Genomic DNA, 19,581 nt, shown 5'->3' with positions numbered 1-19,581 from the left:
TTAGTGTGTTTGTGAATCAGTTTTTGACTGTTCAACTAAATGCGGAAGAACATCAAACTTAGGCGGGGTCCTTTCGAAGTTTTCACGGCCAAGTAAGTTTGCATCTGTAAAAGCGGCAACAATGTCTTGCAGTGCTAAAATGCCTTTGCGCACTGCATCACGCTCTTGCAAATTAAATTGATAAAAGCTCATTTCTATATGGCGTTGTTTAAGTCCTGCAGCAATACACACTAATTTTCGTTGTTGATCAGTTAAAACGGCATTGAATAAATAACCAGGTGTGCGCGTTCTATCGCTCATTAGCGCTTTTATTTCAGCAAGGCCTTTTGGTATGTGGCGCCCTTTTACCGCTTTTAGTGGGGCTGGTTGTGCGTTATCAATTTGTTTAATAAGTGCGTTAGCCATGGTTATACTCCTTGTGTTTGCTGTTGTGGTTTTGGCTGCGATAGTGCGTGCGTTTTTAACCAGTACACGGCTTGCTGTATGGTTTGGTTTTCGTTTCCGTGGCAGTAAATAGGTAATGGCAACTCGCCAATAAAGGCTTGTAAGCACGGTTCAAATTCAACTGATTTACAATTAACGGCTTCTTTGGTGCTTATTTGGCACGTAAGTAAATACTCAGCTTTGGCAGCTAAGTTAGGTAATGCGTTATACGTGTTTTGGTCAAATACTTGATATGTGCTCATTGTTTGCTCCTAGTTATTAACGCTTTGCCATTCTTTTTGGGCTGCGTCGTAACGGGCCTGTAAATACGCACCTAGGTCGTTTACGTTTACCATTGTGGGTGCACGTTCTGAGTCGCGAATTTTAAATGTGGGTATAGGTAACTGCGCTGCCTTTGCTTTTTGTTCGGCTGTTTTAAACTTAAGGCCTAAATATTCCTCACAAATGTCTTTAAGCGGCACCGCTGGGGTGTTGTATATCGCTAAAAGTGCAAAGGTCATGTTCATGCGGCTGCGCCTTCACCTAATTTTTGTGCCTTAATTTGCTCGCCGTACTCGGCAAAGAAATGTTTAGTGTTCATTGAACGCCATAAATTTATGTCTGACTCAAGCCAAACAACGCTACAATTTGCAATTCGCTGTGACTTAGGAAACATGCCTTTATTCATTAAGTAGTAAATATGCGAATGTGAAATACTGCACATCTCCATTACTTGATCGCGCTTTAAGAACTTTTCATCAGGGCCAACTATTTCACCCTGTAAGTTTTTTCTGTATTTTTCAGTATCCATATTGACCCCTAAGAATTTTTCTTTGGTTCCTAAATGAACCATTTATGTGCTAATCTTTTAAATTAGTTCATTTTTTTAAATGATAATTAAAATTACAAACCAATATATGAGTTTTGGTATCAAACTCAAACCAAATATAGGATCGATTTAAAACCATGTCAACAAATATTGGTATCAAACTAAAACTAATTCGTGAATCAATGGGTTTTTCACAAGCTAAATTTGCTGAAATGCTCGATATTGGCCTTAGTGGTTACAAGCGTTACGAGTTAGGAAATGAGCCAAGCGGCAACACGATTAAGAAAATAGCTAACCATCCAAAAACAAAAATGTACTTTATGTGGCTATTCACAGATGAAACAAACCCTGAGCTTGGGCAAATTGCGCCAGGTGATTTCATCAGTGAGCAAGGTTTATTAAATGAAGAAGAGTTTGAAAAGCAATTTATTGATACTTCAATTAAATCGTTAATGATGTTCTTTCATCTTGATTGGTTTAGGGTAAACCCAGATAAAAAGATTGATATTAACGACTGCGGTAAATTGTTGCTAAAAGACTTAAAGCCTGTGATTGACGCCCGCGCAAGCAAACCCGCCAATAGCCAAAAAACAGCATAATAAAAAGCCCGCATTTAGCGGGCTTATTATTTACTTGTTATTTAATCGTTTTATTTCTTCATCTACTTGTTGCTTTAAGTTTTGGTAGGCTGGTTCAAGTTTCTGTCTTAATTTTGGTATTTCTGCATATGTACCGTGATTTAAATTTTGAATTACGTGAACAAGGCTTAACTCAAAGTTACTGCAAGCGAGTGCTTCATCATAATATTCACTATTAAGATTGCCTGTATTTTCTACTAACCTATCAAAGTCGCTGCAGATAACATCTAACTGTTTATCGTAATTCTTTTTTACGTCATAAAATCTTAGCTTATCGCTCTCTTTGAATGACCCTTTAAACCAATAGTCTAGCTCGTCAACTTTTGATTTTAATTGATAAATTAAATCTATTGGTTTTAACTGCTTGCGCTCTTGGGTTTGTTCTGTAGGTATGCTTTGTGTGTTGTTATTAGTTTCAGTATTACTACCGCTACTTAAAATAGCAGCAATGGCCAATAGGATAATGCCAAATATAACTGCTGATTTTTGGGTTATGTCTTTATGTGTTTTGCCCTTTGATTCGGCCTTTTCTTTGTTTGTTTTGTTTATTTTGTTAAGCACTGGCGGGAAGAAAAACCCAGCGGCAAACATACAAATTACACCTGATATACGATCGCCTAAATCAAAATACATTATTACTGATATAAGTGATAACACCCCGAGCACCCAAGTTCCGACCTTGATCATATTTATTCCTTTTATTTTCCATAATATGTGTAGGTATATACATTAATTTATCGTTCATGTTTTAACAAGGTGAACCATAATCGAATACGATAAATATTAAAAAAGTATTAGTTAAGTATTAAAAATGTATTGAATTCATATTTTTCCACTAAAAACACAGAGATATATAACTAAATATTCTATGTAGCGCTGGCGCGCTACGCATGGCGATTCACGGCAATTCAAGGCAATTCACGGCAATTCAAAACAACAGTTTTGTTGTAAGTGACGATACCGTCAGTTATATTTATTACACGGTAAACATTTAAACAAATGTATATTTGTATAAATGTGTAAGTCCATTGTTAGCATCTACTAAGGAGGCTTTATGTTGGAACAATTAAGAATTTATCTTGCTAATATTTTTGCACCTGGTGTAGAAGAAAGCAAAAATGATCAAATCAAATTGATAATTGGTAAGAACCTATCATTTAAAGTTGATATGGAATCGTTTAGAGATAGCACAGAAGTTAAGCGACAACTGAGATTGTCTGCTGAAGAAAAAAGAGCTTAATAGCTCTTTTTTTTTATCAAAAGGATTTTTATGGTCAAGCCTACAATTGTTTTTATTCTGCTAGTTTCTATTGCTGGCTACATTTACCAAAAAAGATGTCATTTTACTTATATCCGATTTAACAAATCTAATGGTTATCATACATTTTTTACGTCTGCAGCCACAGGCGGAGGCCTGTTTTTACTTTCTGCCATAATACTTGGATATTTTTTTTCTTATAATGATGAAGTGTTAAACTCAAATATCTTGGCCTCTTCGCTTACTATTTTTTTTAAAACTATTGCTCCTTCAATTACTCCTCCTGTTTGGTTTGTAAACTTCACTCAGATTTCTATATTCGCTATTAATTTATCTTTTTTTATACCCTTTATGCTTGCTCGACTAGCAATGCTGATAACTTGGAGTGACTTAGATACTGTAAATAGAGGAGCTTTTAGAAAATTATCTGATACAGATGACACTCCTGAGTTCACGTCAATATATTTTGAAAGCTGTGAATATGGTTTACCCATTGCTTTTACTCTTACTAATAGAAAGGTTTATATTGGATATATAATATCTGGTGCAAAAAATCAAAATGACATCATGGTTTTACCTTTGAAAAGTGGCTACAGATGCACTGAAGAACTAAGGTTAGAAATTGTTACTGACTACATACCTGTAGTAAATTATATAATTAACAATGAAGGAACCGTTGATGTAGATAAGTTTTTAGTTGCTATACCTGTTAGAGAAATTGCTTTTGCAAGTCTGCATGACTTTGGCTACAAAGATTTATTTAACAAACACGAAGTGCCTAAAAAAGAAAAGGGACTATTAAAGAGGGTAGGCTTAATTTAATAACCCGCCTTAGCGGGTTATTTAACAAGTTTGAATATGGGACGTTCTTGTGCGGGTGGTAAGTTGGTTGGCTTTTTAAGTGCTTGGTTTCTAAAGTTGGTTACACGCTTGTGCCCTACACTAATCGATTCTATTTTATCCCAGTTATCTGGCTGCTCTATTGCTGCACCTAAGTCCATTACTATTGAGTAGGCTACACCGTAATCGTCTTGTTGGGCTACTGTTCCCTCTGGCATGTAGTGCTTTATTTTATGTTTCAGCGCAGTTTCTATGCCTGTTGTGTTTTGGCCGCGCACTATTGCGACCCCAGTTATACACAAGGCCATTGTTAAACAGATAAACATAACTATGAGTAACGGCATTTAAATTCCCTCTTTTGTTAGTAGGCCAGTAAATTTTTTAGCTGGGTAAATAGCAACTACGCCGAGCGATAATAGGTTAAGTGCCACCACACTAAAGCTATAAGCGGGTGACAGCATGCTGCTATCTAGCAGGCCACGCATGATAAATTGTATTAGTTGCACAACCGATTGAGCTAATGCAAGGTATAAGCAAAGCCGCGCAGTTGTTGAGAACGTGCAACCTCTAATGTTATGCATAAAGAATAACGCTATGACAAATGCCATAGAGCAACTAAACATGGTGAAGTAAAAAAACTGCCTTAGTGCTAGCTTGCTCATTTCTATTGTAATTATGTATTGAGCTAGGCTTGAGCTTACAAAGTGAAACACCATCACTGTAAGTGCAGCAATAAAGCATGAATGCATTGTGTGATCATCAATTGATTTTAAATTACTTTTACCACCAAAAAATAACGCCAGGCGGTGCTTGTTAAGCGTTACTAGCAAATAAAGAATAATAAGCACTTCTAGCGCTCTTATTGTCCAGTCTGTAGCAGTTATAAAATCAATCATGTGTTTTCCTTGGTGGTGTAATTAACCAGCAATAATGCTGGTTAATGATTTGTGCTGGCTTAGTTTAATTTTGGTGGCTCTACCCCACCGCCACCGCCGCCATTGTCCTGAGTATCTTCACCACCACTTACCTGCGCTGATAAAAGTACTGATTTTCCGTTTACGTGTTGCTTGTTCATAACTTAATCCTTTTTTTGTTAAAAGAGCTCTGTTTAGGAGTCAATTTCATTGTAATGATAAAAATGATAATAGCAATAAATAATACTGTATAAGTAACCAGTTAAAACTTTCGAACAAATTGATTTAAAAGGCTTTATTGGTGTAAATATTTACACCATTTTGTAGTGTAAAATTGGGCGAAATCGACTTAACTTTTAGAGGTGGCAATAACTTACGTATTTTGTTGAAATTAAAAAAATCTTCCGAACATTTTTTTAATATTGGCTTAAATAGGGCTAAAATTAATTTAAATTATTTTTATAAATAGGGTTGTTTGATGGTTGATTCTAATGTTGATGTGGGCCCAGGCATAAAAGAGCTAGAAAGCGATTTAGATAATAGCCTTATAACTGACGCTACTTTTATTGGCCGTGCCAGTGGCAACAGTATGGAAGGGGTTGGTATTTTCAGCGGGGATTTATTGATTATTGATAGGGCCGCAACGGTTAAACACGGCGATGTAATCGTAGCTGCTTTAAATGGACTGTTCGTTTGTAAAATAGCCGACTTAAAAAACAACCGGCTGTTATCTGCTAACCCCGATCACCCAGCGGTAAAAATAACTGAGCATGATGAATACAACGTTGAAGGTGTTGTTGGCCAGTCGATTAGATTGCATAGAACGAGTAATTTGTTAGGGTGACTGAAATTCGGTGCCTGATATATTGAGCCCCCAATGGGCACCCCCGCACTACCAAAACCCTTTAAATGCTTACTTATCAGTCCAATCAAGCATTGGGGCCACAGAAAAGCGTCTATCCAAAGTACATTTATTCAAAGCAAACCTCAGGGTATTAAAGTTATTAAGCACAGCTTAAAAGGCGCTGCATTTTACACAAAAGCCTAGCGAGCATCAATGTTAAGAGAAAACCTGCAAGCCAAAATAATGGGCTATGCCATTTAAAATATTGGTAACCGCAACCGAGCTTAAAATAAGCCCCATAATTCTACTTATTATACTTGCACCACTGTCACCAATTAATTTATGTACATGCGTTGCAAGCAATAACAAAACCAGTACAACCGCTAATACAGCAAGCATCATTGAAGACGTTAGTAACTGCTCAACCCAGGTATACTCTTCATTACGAGTCATTAATACGGCGCCTAACATAGCGCCTGGGCTCGCAATAGATGGAATCGCTAACGGAAAAATAGCGGTTTCAGTACTATCGCGCACACTTTTAATTTCGGCTTCAGGTTTACTTTCACCAAATATCATTGAAAGCGCAAAAATAAGTAATATGATTCCGCCGGCTATTTGAAAAGCCGAAAGTGGGATTTCAATTGCGTTAAGTAATTGCTCACCTGCAAGTACAAAAAATAAGAGCACTAATGCAGATACGCCTACCGCTTTATATATAACTTTACGTTTAAATTTCTCATCATCACCACGTGTGACTGCAATAAATACAGGTACAGTACCAATGGGGTCAATAACCGCAAAAAAGAAAATAAATATAGCTAATAGTTCGTGCATTACTGGGTTTCCTAGGTAAAAAGCGCTTAATAAAAACGCTGCAACTACAACACAGTATGTTAGTATATCACGGTAGCATAAGGATAAGAGTAATGATGAATATAGAATCACTCGTAAGTAAAGCAAAACAAGTTTGTGACAACCGTGGCGCGCGTTTTACGCCTATCCGCGAGAAAGTATTTCGCCTATTAGCCAGCGCACAAGGTGGTGTTGGTGCATACGATTTGCTTGAGCAATTAAAAATAACTGAAACGGGTGCTAAACCTGCAACTATTTATCGTGCATTAGACTTTTTAGCTGAGCTAGGTTTTATTCATAAAATTGAAAGCACAAATGCATTTATGCTGTGTCATCATTTTGATCATATACACCCAGTACAATTGTTAATTTGCGATACCTGTGGTTTTGTCAAAGAATTACACTCGAGTGTAATTTCGCATGAGCTAAATAATTTAGCTGCCGAAGGTGGGTTTGTTGTATCAGGGCAGACAATAGAAGCACATGGTAAATGTGAATCTTGCAGAGCATCATAATCCTTCAAAGTTATCCTTAGTGACTATACTCAAACTATATAGTCATTTCACAGAACAAATTTAAGAGTAGCCACTATGAATGTAGAATTCATCAATCCTTTTTTATCTTCTTTAATTAATGTTTTGAGCACTATGGCTCAAACTCAATTGAAGCCAGGTAAACCTCGCATTAAAACTGATGAGATAGCCTGTGGTGATGTATCAGGTTTGATTGGGATGGTTGGCCCGCAAACGCGAGGATCATTTTCAATAACATTTGATGAAGAACTAGCATTAACCATCATGGAGCGTATGCTTGGCGAACGCCCTGATGCTATAGATGAAGAAGTTACTGATATGGTTGGCGAAATAACCAACATGGTAACAGGTGGTGCTAAAAATTTACTTGGCGAGAAAGGCTTCGACTTTGATATGGCAACGCCTATTGTGGTATCGGGTAAGGGTCATACAATTACTCACAAAAGCCAAGGTAAAAAAATCATCATGCCATTTAGCTGTGATGCTGGTAATGCAAACATTGAAGTTAGTTTCGATAAACTATGAGTTGGCAGCAAAAGCAAATTACATTAAAGCCTCGCCCGCGAGGTTTTCATATAATTGATGATGAAATATTGTCTCAGCTGCCTGAACTGGCGAGTTATAAAGTTGGTTTGTTGCATTTATTTATTCAGCATACCTCAGCGAGCCTTACAATAAACGAAAATGCAGACCCCACTGTTCGTATGGACATGGAGAGCCATTTCAATAAATTCGTTCCTGAGCGTCAGCCTTATTATCGCCACGATTATGAAGGTGACGACGACATGCCTGCACACATAAAAACCAGTACGTTAGGCTGCGAGTTAAGTATTCCTATTTCAAATGGTTATTTAGCGTTAGGTACATGGCAAGGTATTTATTTAGGTGAACATCGTGATTCTGGTGGCTCTAGACGAGTTATAGCAACTATTCAGGGGGAGCTTTTTTAACTCAAGCTTCTCGGTTTAAAATGTTAACCTCTGTTTTTCTTCAGCCATACCCTCATAGATTCAAAATACGCCACTCTATAGACGTAAATCTTAGGCGCGCGAAGTAATAATTTCTAACAACCAAAACTTTAATGCTGAATATTGCACAAAGAATAAAGTAGATAAGAGAGATTTTAAATTATAATTTTATTTATGATTTTTAATACAGAGAATTTTGAAAGGATATAAAAAGATTGGAGCGGTACACGAGGCTCGAACTCGTGACCTCGACCTTGGCAAGGTCGCGCTCTACCAACTGAGCTAGTACCGCATAACTAAATTTACTATCACTACAATTTCTTTTGGTTAGAAATTGGAGCGGTACACGAGGCTCGAACTCGTGACCTCGACCTTGGCAAGGTCGCGCTCTACCAACTGAGCTAGTACCGCATTATATTTTCATTCAACACTACAATTTCTTTTGGTTAGAAATTGGAGCGGTACACGAGGCTCGAACTCGTGACCTCGACCTTGGCAAGGTCGCGCTCTACCAACTGAGCTAGTACCGCATTTTTTATTTCTTCAGTTATTTTACGTTGGTGCGCGACAGGTCGCTTTCAACATTCTAGCAACTGAGCTAGTACCGCATTTTTTATTTCTTCAGTTATTTTACGTTGGTGCGCGACGGGTCGCGTTCAACATTCTAGCAACTGAGCTAGTACCGCATTTTAATTATGGATGTAAAACGACCACAATAAAAACAACTCAAACACACTAACCCCGCGTGGGTTATCGTCTTGAGCGGGGCAGGATTCTACAATAATCAGATGTGTTTGCAAGTGTTTTTTACAAATTAAAGAAATTTTCTCTATAGACTTTTAATTCCATAATCGAATCTTTAATGTCATCCAAAGCAAGGTGCGAGCCTTTTTTATTCACTTTTGCAAGCACTTCGGGTTTCCAGCGACGTGCTAATTCTTTAATAGTACTCACGTCAAGATTGCGGTAATGAAAAAAATCTTCAAGTTCACGCATGTATTTATTCATAAAGCGGCGGTCTTGCCCAATTGAATTACCACACATTGGTGATACACCTGCAGGCACCCACTGTTTTAAAAAATCTAACGTTTGTGCCACGGCATACTCTTCATCGAATGTACTTGCTTTACAGCGCGCTGTTAAACCCGACTTACCATGCTGCGTAGTACACCACTCGTCCATACCATTTAGTAATTCATCACTTTGATGAATAGCTATGGTTGGCCCTTCAGCTAATATATTCAGGTCTGCGTCAGTGACAACCGTCGCAATTTCGAGTATTTTATCGGTCTCTGGTTCGAGTCCTGTCATTTCAAGATCGAGCCAAATTAAATTTGATTTATTAATAGTCATAATTACCTAAGCGGTGCTTTCCTTTAGATCCAACGCATTTCGATATATCATATTAGCATCAACCGTCGAGCTAAAGCTTTTTTTAGGAAAAGCGACATTTAACTAAGGTTATAGGCCTCCAGTGGCAAAACAGAAAAAATTAAGTAAAGGCCAATCGCGTCAGATCAAGGCCAACCACCAAAAGCGCATTAATAGCGCAGACTCAAGACCAGCTAAAAAAGGCGCGCAAGAGTGGCAAACCGATAATTTAGGTCAGGTCGAGAGCGCAATTGTGATCAGTCGTTTTGGCCAACACGCCGATGTCGAAACTGAAAATGGCGATGTACTTCGTTGTAATATACGACGTACCGTGTCAAATTTAGTGTGTGGTGATGAGGTATTGTTTCGCCGTGCCAAAGTAAGTGAAGGTGATTTAGCCGGAGTAATTGAAGCCACGCAAGAGCGTCGCTCGCAACTTACCCGCCCTGACTTTTACGACGGCGTAAAAGTTATTGCGGCTAACATTGATCAAATACTCATGGTATCGGCGGTATTACCTGAGTTTACCCCAAGTATTATCGACCGCTATTTAATAGCCTGTGAAGATATGGGTATTGAGCCAATTTTAGTACTCAATAAAATAGATTTAATTGATGACGCAGGTCTTAGCGAAATACAAAAAGTTCTCGATATCTATCGTAAACTTGATTACCAAGTACTCCTTGTTAGTAATATATCGGGCAATGGTATTGATGAATTAAAAGAAGTACTTGTTGGTAAAAATAACATTTTTGTTGGCCAAAGTGGTGTGGGTAAATCCACCCTCGTTAATACTGTATTACCTAACGCTGAAATATTAACTAAAGAAGTATCTGAAAACAGCGGCCTAGGCCAGCACACAACAACTGTTTCACGCCTTCACCATTTACCAAGTGGCGGTAACCTAATCGACTCGCCAGGAATTCGCGAATTTGGTTTATGGCATTTAGATGTTGAGCGTGTAACCTGGTGCTTTAAAGAGTTTAGAGAATTTATAGGCGGGTGCCGCTTTAGAGACTGTAAACATTTAAACGATCCGGGCTGTATAGTTAAAGAAGCTGTAGCAGATGGCAAAATTTCTCAATTGCGCTTTGACAGCTACCACCGAATTTTAGAAACAATGGCCGATGGCCGTGCAGGCGCCCGTGCGCCTCGCGTATAATTTAGGATAAATACTGTGAGTTTAGACAAATTTAAAATCGCAATGCAGTACGCAATGCCAAAACATTTTATTTCACGCGTAGTGGGTAAATTAGCCGCAGCTAAAGCAGGTGCTTTAACAACGACTTTAATTAAACTATTTATTAAGCAATATAAAGTAGATATGAGCGAAGCCCAATACCCAGATCCGGCTCATTATAAAAGCTTTAATGAATTTTTTACTCGCCCTTTAAAAGACGGCATGCGCCCAATGGTAGAAGATAGCAATATCATCATTCATCCAGTGGATGGCGCAATCAGCCAGCTAGGCGATATTGTTGACGGACAGCTAATACAAGCTAAAGGTCACGATTACAGCTTACAAGCGCTACTAGGCGGCTCACAAGATGATACAACACCATTTTTAGGCGGTAAGTTTGCAACGATTTATTTAGCACCTAAAGATTACCACCGTATTCACATGCCAATTGATGGCACACTAAGCAAAATGATTTACGTGCCAGGTGATTTATTTTCAGTAAACCCACTTACCGCGCAAAACGTGCCTAACTTGTTTGCACGTAATGAACGAGTAGTAGCAATTTTTGAAACTGAAATTGGTCCGCTTGCTATGGTACTTGTTGGCGCAACAATTGTAGCCAGCATAGAAACTATTTGGGCAGGTACTGTCACGCCACCAGCAGGTAGCGATGTATTTAGTTGGAAATACCCAACCACTGGCGATAACGCTATCACGCTTAAAAAGGGTGAAGAAATGGGTCGCTTTAAGTTAGGCTCTACTGTGGTACTAGCATGGGGTGCTGATAAAGCTGAAATACTGGATGACCAACTACCAGAAGTGGTTACTCGCTTAGGTACTGCATTTGCAAAAATTAACGACTAAAATAAATCGTTAATTAGAAATCAAAAAACCGCGTTATTTAAACGCGGTTTTTTATTTTTGTAGGCGCAAAGCCTGCTCACGCGAAAAGCGCAGCGCCCTCTTAACCTCTTTGTGAATAAATCACTTAAAACCTTATTGCACAAAGAGAAGCAAAAGAGGAGTAAATGAGAAGACATAAAACATAGTAATTATTTATTTTTACTTCTCTAAAGCGCAGCGCCCTCTTAACCTCTTTGTGAATAAATCACTTAAAACCTTATTGCACAAAGAGAAGTATAAGAGGAGTAAATGAGAAGACATAAAACATAGTAATTATTTATTTTTACTTCTCTAAAGCGCAGCGCCCTCTTAACCTCTTTGTGAATAAATCACTTAAAACCTTATTGCACAAAGAGAAGTAAAAGAGGAGTAAATGAGAAGACATAAAACATAGTAATTATTTATTTTTACTTCTCTAAAGCGAAGCGCCCTCTCAACCTCTTTGTGAATAAATCACTTAAAACCTTATTGCACAAAGAGAAGTAAAAGAGGAGTAAATGAGAAGACATAAAACATAGTAATTATTTATTTTTACTTCTCTAAAGCGAAGCGCCCTCTTAACCTCTTTGTGAATAAATCACTTAAGATCTTATTGCACAAATAGGAGTAAATGAGAAGACACCAAAGCATAGAAATTACGAGCTTTGCTCGTCACGCCAGCAAGCTGTGCGTCAACAAGCTTGGTGCAAAAGTTTGATATATTGTAGGCGTGAAGCTTGCTCACGCGAAAAGCGCAGCTTTTAATTCTTTAACGCTACATTTAATAAAAGGCACAAGCCCCTCAAAAACTTATTTACCACACTCTTTACACTCTGAATCTTTAATCACTTTAAAGTGCTGTTGTTTTAAAGTGAGCGCATCAAAGGTTATAAACACACCTCCCTCTGCATGCCCCAGCAATAAGTTGAGCGTAAGTTGCGCCTGCATAGAGCCTATTACACCAAGTAACGGGCTAATAACCCCAGCGTTACTGCAATTGATAACCGGTGTAGCTTCGCCCTGTGGAAAAACACAGCCATAACATGGGCTATCACTTTGCCTAAAATCAAAGCCCATTAATTGCCCTTTGGTTGCGAGTGCAGCACCCGAAATTAACGGTGTTTTATTGCTAATACAATAACGGTTTACACTATAGCGAGTACTAAAGTTATCAGAGCAATCAAGTACGATGTCAGCACCTTTGAGCATGTTAGCTGCATTACTCTCATCTAGCTTTTGACAATGCGTTACTATGTTTATTTGATTATTAAGACTCGCTAATACTTTACCCGCTGCGGCGACCTTGCTTTGTCCTAAGTGATTTATTTTATAAAGCACTTGGCGTTGTAAGTTTGAAAGCTCCACCTCATCATCGTCAATTAAAATAAGCGTTCCAATACCTGCAGCGGCTAAATATAAAAGCGCGGGGCTACCTAGACCACCAGCCCCCACTACTGCAACCGTTGAGGATTTAAGTACTAATTGCCCTTCAAGCCCAACTTCTTCAAGCAATAAATGGCGGCTGTAACGCAGGGTTTCTTTATCGCTTAGCTCACTCACGTTTATCAACCTTGTTAGTTTTACCCTTGATAGTATTACCCTTGTTAGTTTTAATTGGCACTGCTTATGGCCACTTGCAGAGCGCTTATAGCCTCTACGTAATTATCAGCTTCGGTAATCGCACGCACTACGGCAACACTGCCCACGCCTGTTTTAGCTACCTGCTCAGCACGGCTTAAATCAATGCCGCCTATTGCTACTGTTGGGTAGCTTTGCATAAGTGGTACAAACTTAATCAGCTTTTCAAGGCCTTGTATTTGACCTGTCATATCTTTTGTTGTGGTTGGGTAAATAGCGCCAAATGCCATATAACTAGGGCGATAATTATGCGCACGTAGCATTTCATAAAAACCATGAGTAGAAAGCCCAAGCCTTAATCCAGCGTCTTTAATTGCCGCTAAATTAGCAATGTCTAAATCCTCTTGCCCTAAATGCACGCCATATGCACCGTGCTTAATAGCTAACTGCCAGTAGTCATTTATAAATACCTGTGCGTTGTATTGCTTGCCCAGCTCAACAGCATGCTTAATGAGCCCATCAAGCTCGTCTTGCGTTTTATTTTTAACGCGTAACTGCGCTGTTTTAATGCCTTGTTGTAAGCACTTTTCTAACCAATCGGTACTATCTACAACTGCATACAAGCCAAGCGATTTACTTTCACAAGGTGCAAAATCAGCAGCCATATTAAAATCAAGCGGCACATCAAAATCTAATTCATCACCCAGCCAGCTCCCTGGCTCAATTACTTGTGGGTAGTCAGCTAAATTAGTGGGGAACGATGTATGAGCAACCGGTCCAATCCCTTCGCCATAGCGTACCGACTGTTTTAGCCCTTGGTTTATATATGCTTTAGCTAAAATAAAGGCATCTTTTAATGGGTAGTCTTTAGCTAAACACGCAGCAATGACCGAAGCCATGCTACATCCGGTGCCGTGGTTATGCGGGGTTTGTATTTTTTGATTGCCTAACCAGTATTCTTCACCATTTTGCGTATTACTATCAATACAATAATCAATGCAGTAGCCACTTGGGTAATCCCAATGCCCGCCTTTAATAACAACGGCTTTTGCGCCCCAGCTTAATAGCTTATTAGCCGCTTCTTTTATTGCAGCCGGGCCAATTAAATACACACCGGTTAATAACTGTGTTTCGTGGGTGTTTGGGGTTATTACATCCACCAGCGGCAGTAGGCATTCTTTTATTGCACTTACCGTGTCCTCTTCTGTTAGTAAGTCACCGCTTGAGGCAATCGCAACAGGGTCATATACAATAACGGGAGGCACAGGCCACTTAGCTTTATAGTGGCTTATATGTTCGCTGATCAGCTGAATTTGCTGCACATTGGCTAACATGCCAATTTTTATAACTTTGGCTTTCATGTCTTTTTCAAGCGCTAGTAACTGCGATTCAATAATATCGGTAGACACCGCATTAATAGCTTCTACGCCTAAACTATTTTGTGCAGTAAGCGCCGTAATTGCCGTGCAGCCATGTACACCAAAACTTTGCATTGCTTTTATATCAGCTTGAATGCCTGCACCGCCGCCCGAATCAGATCCGGCAATTGTCCACACTACGTTATTCATATTTTTTCCTTCACTGCTGATGCCAAAATGGCATACCCATTGTTGGGGTTGATGGGGCTGCAACGTCTTTTTCAGGCATTGCTTTTGCTTGATATGCAAAGCGCCCTGCTTCAACTGCGGCTTTAAATGCGCGGCTCATAGTAATTGGGCAGCCCGCCCCTGCAATGGCTGAATTTAATAATACCGCATCATACCCCATTTCGAGTGCTTGGCAGGCATGCGATGGCAAACCTAAACCTGCATCTACTATTAATGTGGTATCGGGTAAACGCTCTCGAATAGTTTTTAAATTATAGCTATTTAACAAGCCTTTACCGGTGCCTATTGGCGCCCCCCACGGCATAAGCACCTCACACCCTAGCTCATTTAAGCGCTGGCAAAGTACTAAGTCATCGGTGCAATAAGGCAATACTTTAAAGCCATCATTAATTAATATTTTTGTGGCTTCAAGTAGCGCAAAAGGGTCAGGCTGTAAATTGTAATCATCGCCAATCAGCTCTAGCTTAATCCAATCGGTGGCAAATACCTCTCGGCACATTTTTGCAAGCGTTATGGCTTCTTTAACACTGTGGCACCCGGCGGTATTAGGCAGTATTTTTAAGCCTGTATTTTTTATTAACTGCCAAAAGTCATCACCGGCTGCTGCACTTTGTTGGCGCCTAAGCGACACGGTAACAATTTCAGCACCAGAGGCGACTATCGATTGGGTCATGATATCAGGCGACGGATAAAGCGCAGAGCCTATTAATAAACGGCTATTTACTTGCTCACCATAAATAGTTAGACAGTCTTTAGTTTGCATGAGCTTTATCCGCCTTGAATGGGTGACAGCAACTCAACACTGTCGCCTTCATTAAGTACATAGTTACTGTGCCGACTTAGTGGAATAAATTCGCCATTAACAGCCACAGCAAAAGGCGCAACCGCACCAAAACTTTGAAGTACCTCGACGAGTGCTTTGCTATTAACATTAAGTAGCTCGCCATTAATTGTAATGTTCATTTTATTCTCACTCTATTCGTGAAACTACTTGCGCCACTAATGCCGGTGCCAGCATATAACCATGACGATATAAGCCGTTAATGCTAATTACATTACCAACTTGTGATACTTCTGGACGGTTATCGCTAAATGCAGGGCGTAATCCGGTTTGAATATTAAGTAGCCGTGCTTCGGCAAATCCGCTGTGTACGGTATAAGCCGCTGAAAGTAACTCAAGAGTTGATCGCACTGTTGCGGCGCCGCTATCTTGCGATTCTATTTCGGTCGCACCAATTACATATTCATGATTAGGTTTAGGCGCTATATAAATTGGGTAACGCGGATGCATTAAACGCACAGGTCGCGTAAAATTTACTTCAGGTGCATATAGTCTTGCGACTTCACCGCGCACACCTCTAAGCGGTTTATCGCTTTTAGCACCAAGCCCACGACAATCTATAATGTAGTCAAATGGTCGATTATTTATTTCGCCGTTTTTAATGGTTACTCGCTGGTTAAACACACACTTAACTTTGCGCTTGTTGAGCATGGTAAAACTTGCTTTATAAAAGGCTTGGTTATCTATTTGCCCCTCGCAGGGTAAAAATAGACCTTGGTTAAACCGATTAGCAAGCTCTGGCTCTAACTGCGCTATTTGCTGAGCATTTAATGCCTGAGCGCTGTGCCCTGCTATGGGCTTTATTCTCTGAGTAAAGCTTTGTAGGTCGCCCTTATCTTGCTGATGCGCAACGACCAATGTGCCTTGCTGCTGAAAAAACACATCCCCCTCAAGTTCACTCACTATTTCTGGCCAGCGCTTCATTGAATCAAGACCCATTAAAGCTAAATCAGCCTCACACAATACCGACTCAGCCAGCGGGGCAAGCATTGCTGCAGCCACTTTACCGGCGCTATTTGGGGTTTGCTCATCGTCTGCTTCAAACACCGTTACATGATGCAACTTACTTAGCTCAAGGGCAGCTAAGCGCCCTGCTAAACCAAAACCCACCACAGCAATGTTATAAAACATAAAACCTCCAAAAGCAGTTATTAGTAGGTGCGAACTCACTCGCACTTCTTCAATGTTTAAAGAAGCGAGGTATAAAACCTCACCTACATCTGCATCTAACTTATTGCTATACCGCTTTGTGGTAAATTTCTGAGCCTGTTTGCTTAAACTGGGCAGATTTAGCTTTCATCTCGGCTTCTACATCAATCATTTTGATCTCAATAGCCTCGCCAGCGTCATTTGGATCAATACCGCGTGTTTCTAAATCTTTAGCGTAATCGCGTACTTCTTGGCTAATTTTCATAGAGCAAAATTTAGGGCCACACATAGAGCAAAAGTGAGCCACTTTGCCTGATTCTTGCGGAAGGGTTTCGTCGTGATACTCACGAGCACGCTCTGGATCTAAACCAATATTAAATTGATCATGCCATCTAAACTCAAAACGTGCTTTTGATAGCGCATTATCGCGCTCTTGCGCGCCTGGGTGCCCCTTTGCTAAATCGGCGGCATGTGCAGCTATTTTGTAGGTAATTAAGCCTTCTTTAACATCTTCTTTATTTGGCAGACCTAAATGCTCTTTAGGTGTTACATAACAAAGCATTGCACAGCCGTACCATGCTATTTGGGCCGCCCCAATACCTGAGGTGATATGATCGTACCCTGGTGCAATATCGGTCGTTAACGGGCCTAAAGTGTAAAATGGCGCTTCGTCGCAATGCTTTAATTGCTCATCCATATTGGCTTTAATCATGTGCATTGGCACATGCCCTGGGCCTTCAATAAATACTTGTACGTCGTGTTTCCACGCAATTTTAGTCAGTTCACCTAATGTGCGTAGCTCACTAAACTGCGCTTCATCGTTGGCATCAGCAATCGAGCCTGGGCGAAGGCCATCACCGAGTGAAAAACACACATCGTATTGTTTTAAAATTTCGCAAATGTCTTCAAAGTGCGTGTATAAAAAGTTTTCTTTGTGATGCGCTAAACACCACTTAGCCATAATTGAGCCACCGCGCGACACAATACCGGTTACACGTTTAGCCGTCATTGGTACATAACGAAGCAGTACACCCGCATGAATAGTAAAGTAATCAACACCCTGCTCGGCTTGTTCAATAAGCGTATCGCGGAAAATCTCCCACGTTAAATCCTCAGCCACACCATTTACTTTTTCAAGCGCTTGATAAATCGGTACTGTGCCAATAGGTACAGGCGAGTTACGCACAACCCATTCGCGCGTTTCGTGAATGTAACGACCCGTTGATAAGTCCATCACGGTGTCTGCACCCCAGCGGGTAGACCACACCATTTTTTCTACTTCTTCTTCAATAGATGAGCTAACCGATGAGTTACCAATGTTGGCATTAACTTTTACTAAAAAGTTACGACCTACAATCATAGGCTCTGTTTCTGGATGGTTTATATTATTTGGTAAAATAGCGCGACCACGGGCTATTTCGTCGCGTACAAATTCTGGGGTAATAAATTCAGGAATACTCGCACCAAACGACTCGCCTTTATGCTGCGCGGCTAGTAATTCTTTACGAATTTCTGCACGTCCCATATTTTCGCGAACGGCTACGTATTCCATTTCAGGAGTAATAATCCCTTGGCGTGCGTAGTGCATTTGCGTTACGTTTTTACCAGCGACACCACGGCGAATTTTTGGAAGGTGATCAAAGCGAATATGATCCAGCCCTTCATCTGCCATGCGCTGCTGCGAAAACTGCGACGTCACTGATTCTAAAATTTCGGTGTCATCACGGCTTTCAATCCATTGTTCACGAAATTTTGGTAAGCCTTTGCGCACGTCTAGTTCAAAATTAGGATCGGTATACGGGCCCGACGTATCGTATACACGTAGCGGATCGTTTGACTCATAAACAGGGTTTTCATCTGTACCGCCAATAAACGTATCACTTAATGTGATTTCACGCATACCAACGCGCACGCCAGGTTGAGTACCTTCAACGTATACTTTATGAGAATTTGGAAACGGTTGACCCGTTAAGTTATAAATATATTCAGACGCGGCAGCACGAGTTTCTCGGCGTGACGCTTTATTTGTAGTATTTGACATGACTTGCCTCATTGCTTAAGGGTTGTCTTGTCAGATATTCCGAGGAATAGAGAAAGATCGTAAAGTAGCGTATATGCTACTTTGCAGCCTAAAATAAACAAAATCACTTTATTGTGCGCATAAAAAAAGACGCACAAGCGTCCCATTTTAGGCAGCTTGTTCCCTACGCAGGTATTAACCTGATCAGGTTCACGGATCCCGCTTTCGCGATCTCAGCCAAAAACTAATTACTTAGCCTTGGCACTCCGACAAGTATTAATATATAAATTTTGTTCGTCGATTCGAAGATATTATTCAACAAATCTGCGCTGAGTGTACGTCAGTTAAAAACTGCCCGCAAGAGGCTGTTTTTCAAAAATTTAAAATTATTTAGGGATAAACACAAATGTTTGCTCACCTTGCATGACTAATTGCTGGTCTTGCATTTTAAGTTCTGCACCTTGCTTTAAGGCTTGTAATAACTGCTGCTCAAACTCATCAAGCTCTTCGCCACACGACTTGCGCGTCATTCCTAATTTACTTACGGTAAGGTTACTTTCTTCAAGCGAGCCTTCACCAAAAAATTTGTTACAGCCAGCAAAACCGTTTACTTGCAGCGCTTCAATAAAGCTCATTGATGCATTAAACGAAGGTGGAATTGCTAAACCATCAACACGTGATAATTGCCATTGGGTGTATTTAAGCTGCTCACTGGTGACCGTCCCTGTTGATGCGCAACCAACACATAAACCGACTATAAGCATCGGTATTGCTGCTAATTTCATGCTACTACTAACTAATTGTCTAATTAATGTAATAGTAACAATATTTATGCCCTTTATCCGTTAAAA

At 40.0% G+C, this 19,581-nt stretch carries 25 protein-coding genes, 3 tRNA genes and 1 riboswitch; of the genes, 9 read left to right on the top strand and 19 right to left on the bottom strand.

Annotated features, from left to right (window positions below):
• From H5159_RS01160 to H5159_RS01145, 4 genes are read right to left on the bottom strand one after another with little or no spacing between them, the layout of a single operon-like run.
• The gene (locus H5159_RS01160) at positions 1-405 is read right to left on the bottom strand and encodes a hypothetical protein (protein WP_182779560.1); all 405 of its coding nucleotides are present in this window, start codon (positions 403-405) and stop codon (positions 1-3) included.
• 2 nt (positions 406-407) lie between these two features.
• Positions 408-686, bottom strand: a complete 279-nt coding sequence (locus H5159_RS01155; protein ID WP_182779559.1) for a hypothetical protein — start codon at positions 684-686, stop codon at positions 408-410.
• A 9-nt stretch (positions 687-695) separates the two neighbouring features.
• Positions 696-950, bottom strand: a complete 255-nt coding sequence (locus H5159_RS01150) for a pyocin activator PrtN family protein (protein WP_024608339.1) — start codon at positions 948-950, stop codon at positions 696-698.
• Positions 947-1,234, bottom strand: a complete 288-nt coding sequence (locus tag H5159_RS01145) for an AlpA family phage regulatory protein (protein ID WP_182779558.1) — start codon at positions 1,232-1,234, stop codon at positions 947-949. Before H5159_RS01145 ends, H5159_RS01150 begins: the two co-directional genes overlap by 4 nt.
• Before the next feature lie 155 nt (positions 1,235-1,389).
• Between H5159_RS01145 and H5159_RS01140 the strand changes: the two genes are divergently transcribed.
• The gene (locus tag H5159_RS01140) at positions 1,390-1,851 is read left to right on the top strand and encodes a helix-turn-helix domain-containing protein (RefSeq protein WP_182779557.1); all 462 of its coding nucleotides are present in this window, start codon (positions 1,390-1,392) and stop codon (positions 1,849-1,851) included.
• Between the two features lie 30 nt (positions 1,852-1,881).
• On the opposite strand, the gene H5159_RS01135 is transcribed toward H5159_RS01140, so the two are convergent.
• The gene (locus H5159_RS01135; RefSeq protein ID WP_182779556.1) at positions 1,882-2,577 is read right to left on the bottom strand and encodes a hypothetical protein; all 696 of its coding nucleotides are present in this window, start codon (positions 2,575-2,577) and stop codon (positions 1,882-1,884) included.
• A gap of 367 nt (positions 2,578-2,944) precedes the next feature.
• Here H5159_RS01135 and H5159_RS01130 point away from each other — a divergent pair, with 367 nt between their 5' ends.
• Positions 2,945-3,130 carry a hypothetical protein gene (locus H5159_RS01130; protein ID WP_182779555.1) on the top strand — a complete coding sequence of 62 codons (186 nt, stop codon included), beginning with the start codon at positions 2,945-2,947 and terminating at the stop codon, positions 3,128-3,130.
• 30 nt (positions 3,131-3,160) lie between these two features.
• Positions 3,161-3,970 carry a hypothetical protein gene (locus tag H5159_RS01125; protein ID WP_182779554.1) on the top strand — a complete coding sequence of 270 codons (810 nt, stop codon included), beginning with the start codon at positions 3,161-3,163 and terminating at the stop codon, positions 3,968-3,970.
• Positions 3,971-3,987: 17 nt separating this feature from the next.
• On the opposite strand, the gene H5159_RS01120 is transcribed toward H5159_RS01125, so the two are convergent.
• Together H5159_RS01120 and H5159_RS01115 are read right to left on the bottom strand one after the other, a co-directional pair.
• Entirely contained in the window at positions 3,988-4,332 is a 345-nt protein-coding gene (locus tag H5159_RS01120) for a hypothetical protein (protein ID WP_182779553.1), read from the bottom strand.
• Positions 4,333-4,884: a hypothetical protein gene (locus tag H5159_RS01115; protein ID WP_182779552.1), complete on the bottom strand. Its 552-nt coding sequence runs from the start codon at positions 4,882-4,884 to the stop codon at positions 4,333-4,335.
• Between the two features lie 496 nt (positions 4,885-5,380).
• On the opposite strand from H5159_RS01115, the gene H5159_RS01110 reads away from it, so the two are divergent.
• On the top strand, positions 5,381-5,746 hold the full coding sequence (locus tag H5159_RS01110) for a LexA family transcriptional regulator (protein WP_182779551.1): 366 nt from the start codon (positions 5,381-5,383) through the stop codon (positions 5,744-5,746).
• A 216-nt stretch (positions 5,747-5,962) separates the two neighbouring features.
• Here the strand turns inward: H5159_RS01110 and H5159_RS01105 are convergent, their stop codons facing one another.
• On the bottom strand, positions 5,963-6,583 hold the full coding sequence (locus H5159_RS01105; protein WP_002957920.1) for a MarC family protein: 621 nt from the start codon (positions 6,581-6,583) through the stop codon (positions 5,963-5,965).
• 95 nt (positions 6,584-6,678) lie between these two features.
• Between H5159_RS01105 and H5159_RS01100 the strand changes: the two genes are divergently transcribed.
• The 3 genes from H5159_RS01100 (at position 6,679) to H5159_RS01090 (ending at position 8,084) form a co-directional block, all read left to right on the top strand.
• Positions 6,679-7,116: a transcriptional repressor gene (locus tag H5159_RS01100; protein ID WP_002957918.1), complete on the top strand. Its 438-nt coding sequence runs from the start codon at positions 6,679-6,681 to the stop codon at positions 7,114-7,116.
• Between the two features lie 75 nt (positions 7,117-7,191).
• Positions 7,192-7,659, top strand: a complete 468-nt coding sequence (locus H5159_RS01095; RefSeq protein ID WP_024595807.1) for a chemotaxis protein CheX — start codon at positions 7,192-7,194, stop codon at positions 7,657-7,659.
• On the top strand, positions 7,656-8,084 hold the full coding sequence (locus tag H5159_RS01090; RefSeq protein ID WP_024595808.1) for a secondary thiamine-phosphate synthase enzyme YjbQ: 429 nt from the start codon (positions 7,656-7,658) through the stop codon (positions 8,082-8,084). Before H5159_RS01095 ends, H5159_RS01090 begins: the two co-directional genes overlap by 4 nt.
• A 234-nt stretch (positions 8,085-8,318) precedes the next feature.
• On the opposite strand, the gene H5159_RS01085 is transcribed toward H5159_RS01090, so the two are convergent.
• The 4 genes from H5159_RS01085 to orn form a co-directional block, all read right to left on the bottom strand.
• A tRNA-Gly gene (locus H5159_RS01085) sits at positions 8,319-8,394 on the bottom strand.
• Between the two features lie 43 nt (positions 8,395-8,437).
• Positions 8,438-8,513, bottom strand: a tRNA-Gly gene (locus H5159_RS01080).
• Between the two features lie 43 nt (positions 8,514-8,556).
• Positions 8,557-8,632: transfer RNA gene (locus H5159_RS01075), tRNA-Gly, on the bottom strand.
• Positions 8,633-8,909: 277 nt separating this feature from the next.
• Positions 8,910-9,455 carry an oligoribonuclease gene (gene orn / locus H5159_RS01070; RefSeq protein WP_004336052.1) on the bottom strand — a complete coding sequence of 182 codons (546 nt, stop codon included), beginning with the start codon at positions 9,453-9,455 and terminating at the stop codon, positions 8,910-8,912.
• 121 nt (positions 9,456-9,576) lie between these two features.
• On the opposite strand from orn, the gene rsgA reads away from it, so the two are divergent.
• Both rsgA and asd read left to right on the top strand, forming a co-directional pair.
• Positions 9,577-10,635, top strand: coding sequence for a small ribosomal subunit biogenesis GTPase RsgA (rsgA, locus tag H5159_RS01065; protein WP_004336055.1), 1,059 nt, complete (start codon positions 9,577-9,579; stop codon positions 10,633-10,635).
• Positions 10,636-10,650: 15 nt separating this feature from the next.
• Positions 10,651-11,517: an archaetidylserine decarboxylase gene (gene asd, locus H5159_RS01060; RefSeq protein ID WP_004336058.1), complete on the top strand. Its 867-nt coding sequence runs from the start codon at positions 10,651-10,653 to the stop codon at positions 11,515-11,517.
• 828 nt (positions 11,518-12,345) lie between these two features.
• Here asd and H5159_RS01055 read toward each other — a convergent pair.
• From H5159_RS01055 to H5159_RS01025, 7 genes are all read right to left on the bottom strand, one after another.
• The gene (locus tag H5159_RS01055) at positions 12,346-13,095 is read right to left on the bottom strand and encodes a HesA/MoeB/ThiF family protein (RefSeq protein ID WP_182779550.1); all 750 of its coding nucleotides are present in this window, start codon (positions 13,093-13,095) and stop codon (positions 12,346-12,348) included.
• Between the two features lie 50 nt (positions 13,096-13,145).
• The gene (gene thiE, locus H5159_RS01050; RefSeq protein ID WP_182779549.1) at positions 13,146-14,681 is read right to left on the bottom strand and encodes a thiamine phosphate synthase; all 1,536 of its coding nucleotides are present in this window, start codon (positions 14,679-14,681) and stop codon (positions 13,146-13,148) included.
• 10 nt (positions 14,682-14,691) lie between these two features.
• Positions 14,692-15,483, bottom strand: a complete 792-nt coding sequence (locus H5159_RS01045) for a thiazole synthase (RefSeq protein WP_138488527.1) — start codon at positions 15,481-15,483, stop codon at positions 14,692-14,694.
• 5 nt (positions 15,484-15,488) lie between these two features.
• Complete coding sequence (gene thiS, locus H5159_RS01040; RefSeq protein WP_182779548.1) at positions 15,489-15,683, bottom strand: sulfur carrier protein ThiS; 195 nt, start codon at positions 15,681-15,683, stop codon at positions 15,489-15,491.
• A gap of 7 nt (positions 15,684-15,690) precedes the next feature.
• Positions 15,691-16,692, bottom strand: a complete 1,002-nt coding sequence (locus H5159_RS01035) for an FAD-dependent oxidoreductase (protein WP_182779547.1) — start codon at positions 16,690-16,692, stop codon at positions 15,691-15,693.
• A gap of 106 nt (positions 16,693-16,798) precedes the next feature.
• Positions 16,799-18,751, bottom strand: coding sequence for a phosphomethylpyrimidine synthase ThiC (gene thiC, locus H5159_RS01030; protein ID WP_220496416.1), 1,953 nt, complete (start codon positions 18,749-18,751; stop codon positions 16,799-16,801).
• 143 nt (positions 18,752-18,894) lie between these two features.
• Positions 18,895-19,009, bottom strand: a riboswitch (TPP riboswitch).
• A gap of 107 nt (positions 19,010-19,116) precedes the next feature.
• Positions 19,117-19,515 (bottom strand): META domain-containing protein, encoded by a 399-nt coding sequence (locus tag H5159_RS01025; protein WP_032826923.1) that lies wholly within the window; start codon positions 19,513-19,515, stop codon positions 19,117-19,119.
• Positions 19,516-19,581 lie beyond the last annotated feature (66 nt).

The organism is Pseudoalteromonas sp. SG43-1, assembly GCF_014164415.1.
GTDB lineage: Bacteria > Pseudomonadota > Gammaproteobacteria > Enterobacterales > Alteromonadaceae > Pseudoalteromonas > Pseudoalteromonas distincta.
The sequence above is the reverse complement of the archived record's forward strand: the minus strand, read 5'-3'. Positions and strand labels throughout refer to the sequence as shown.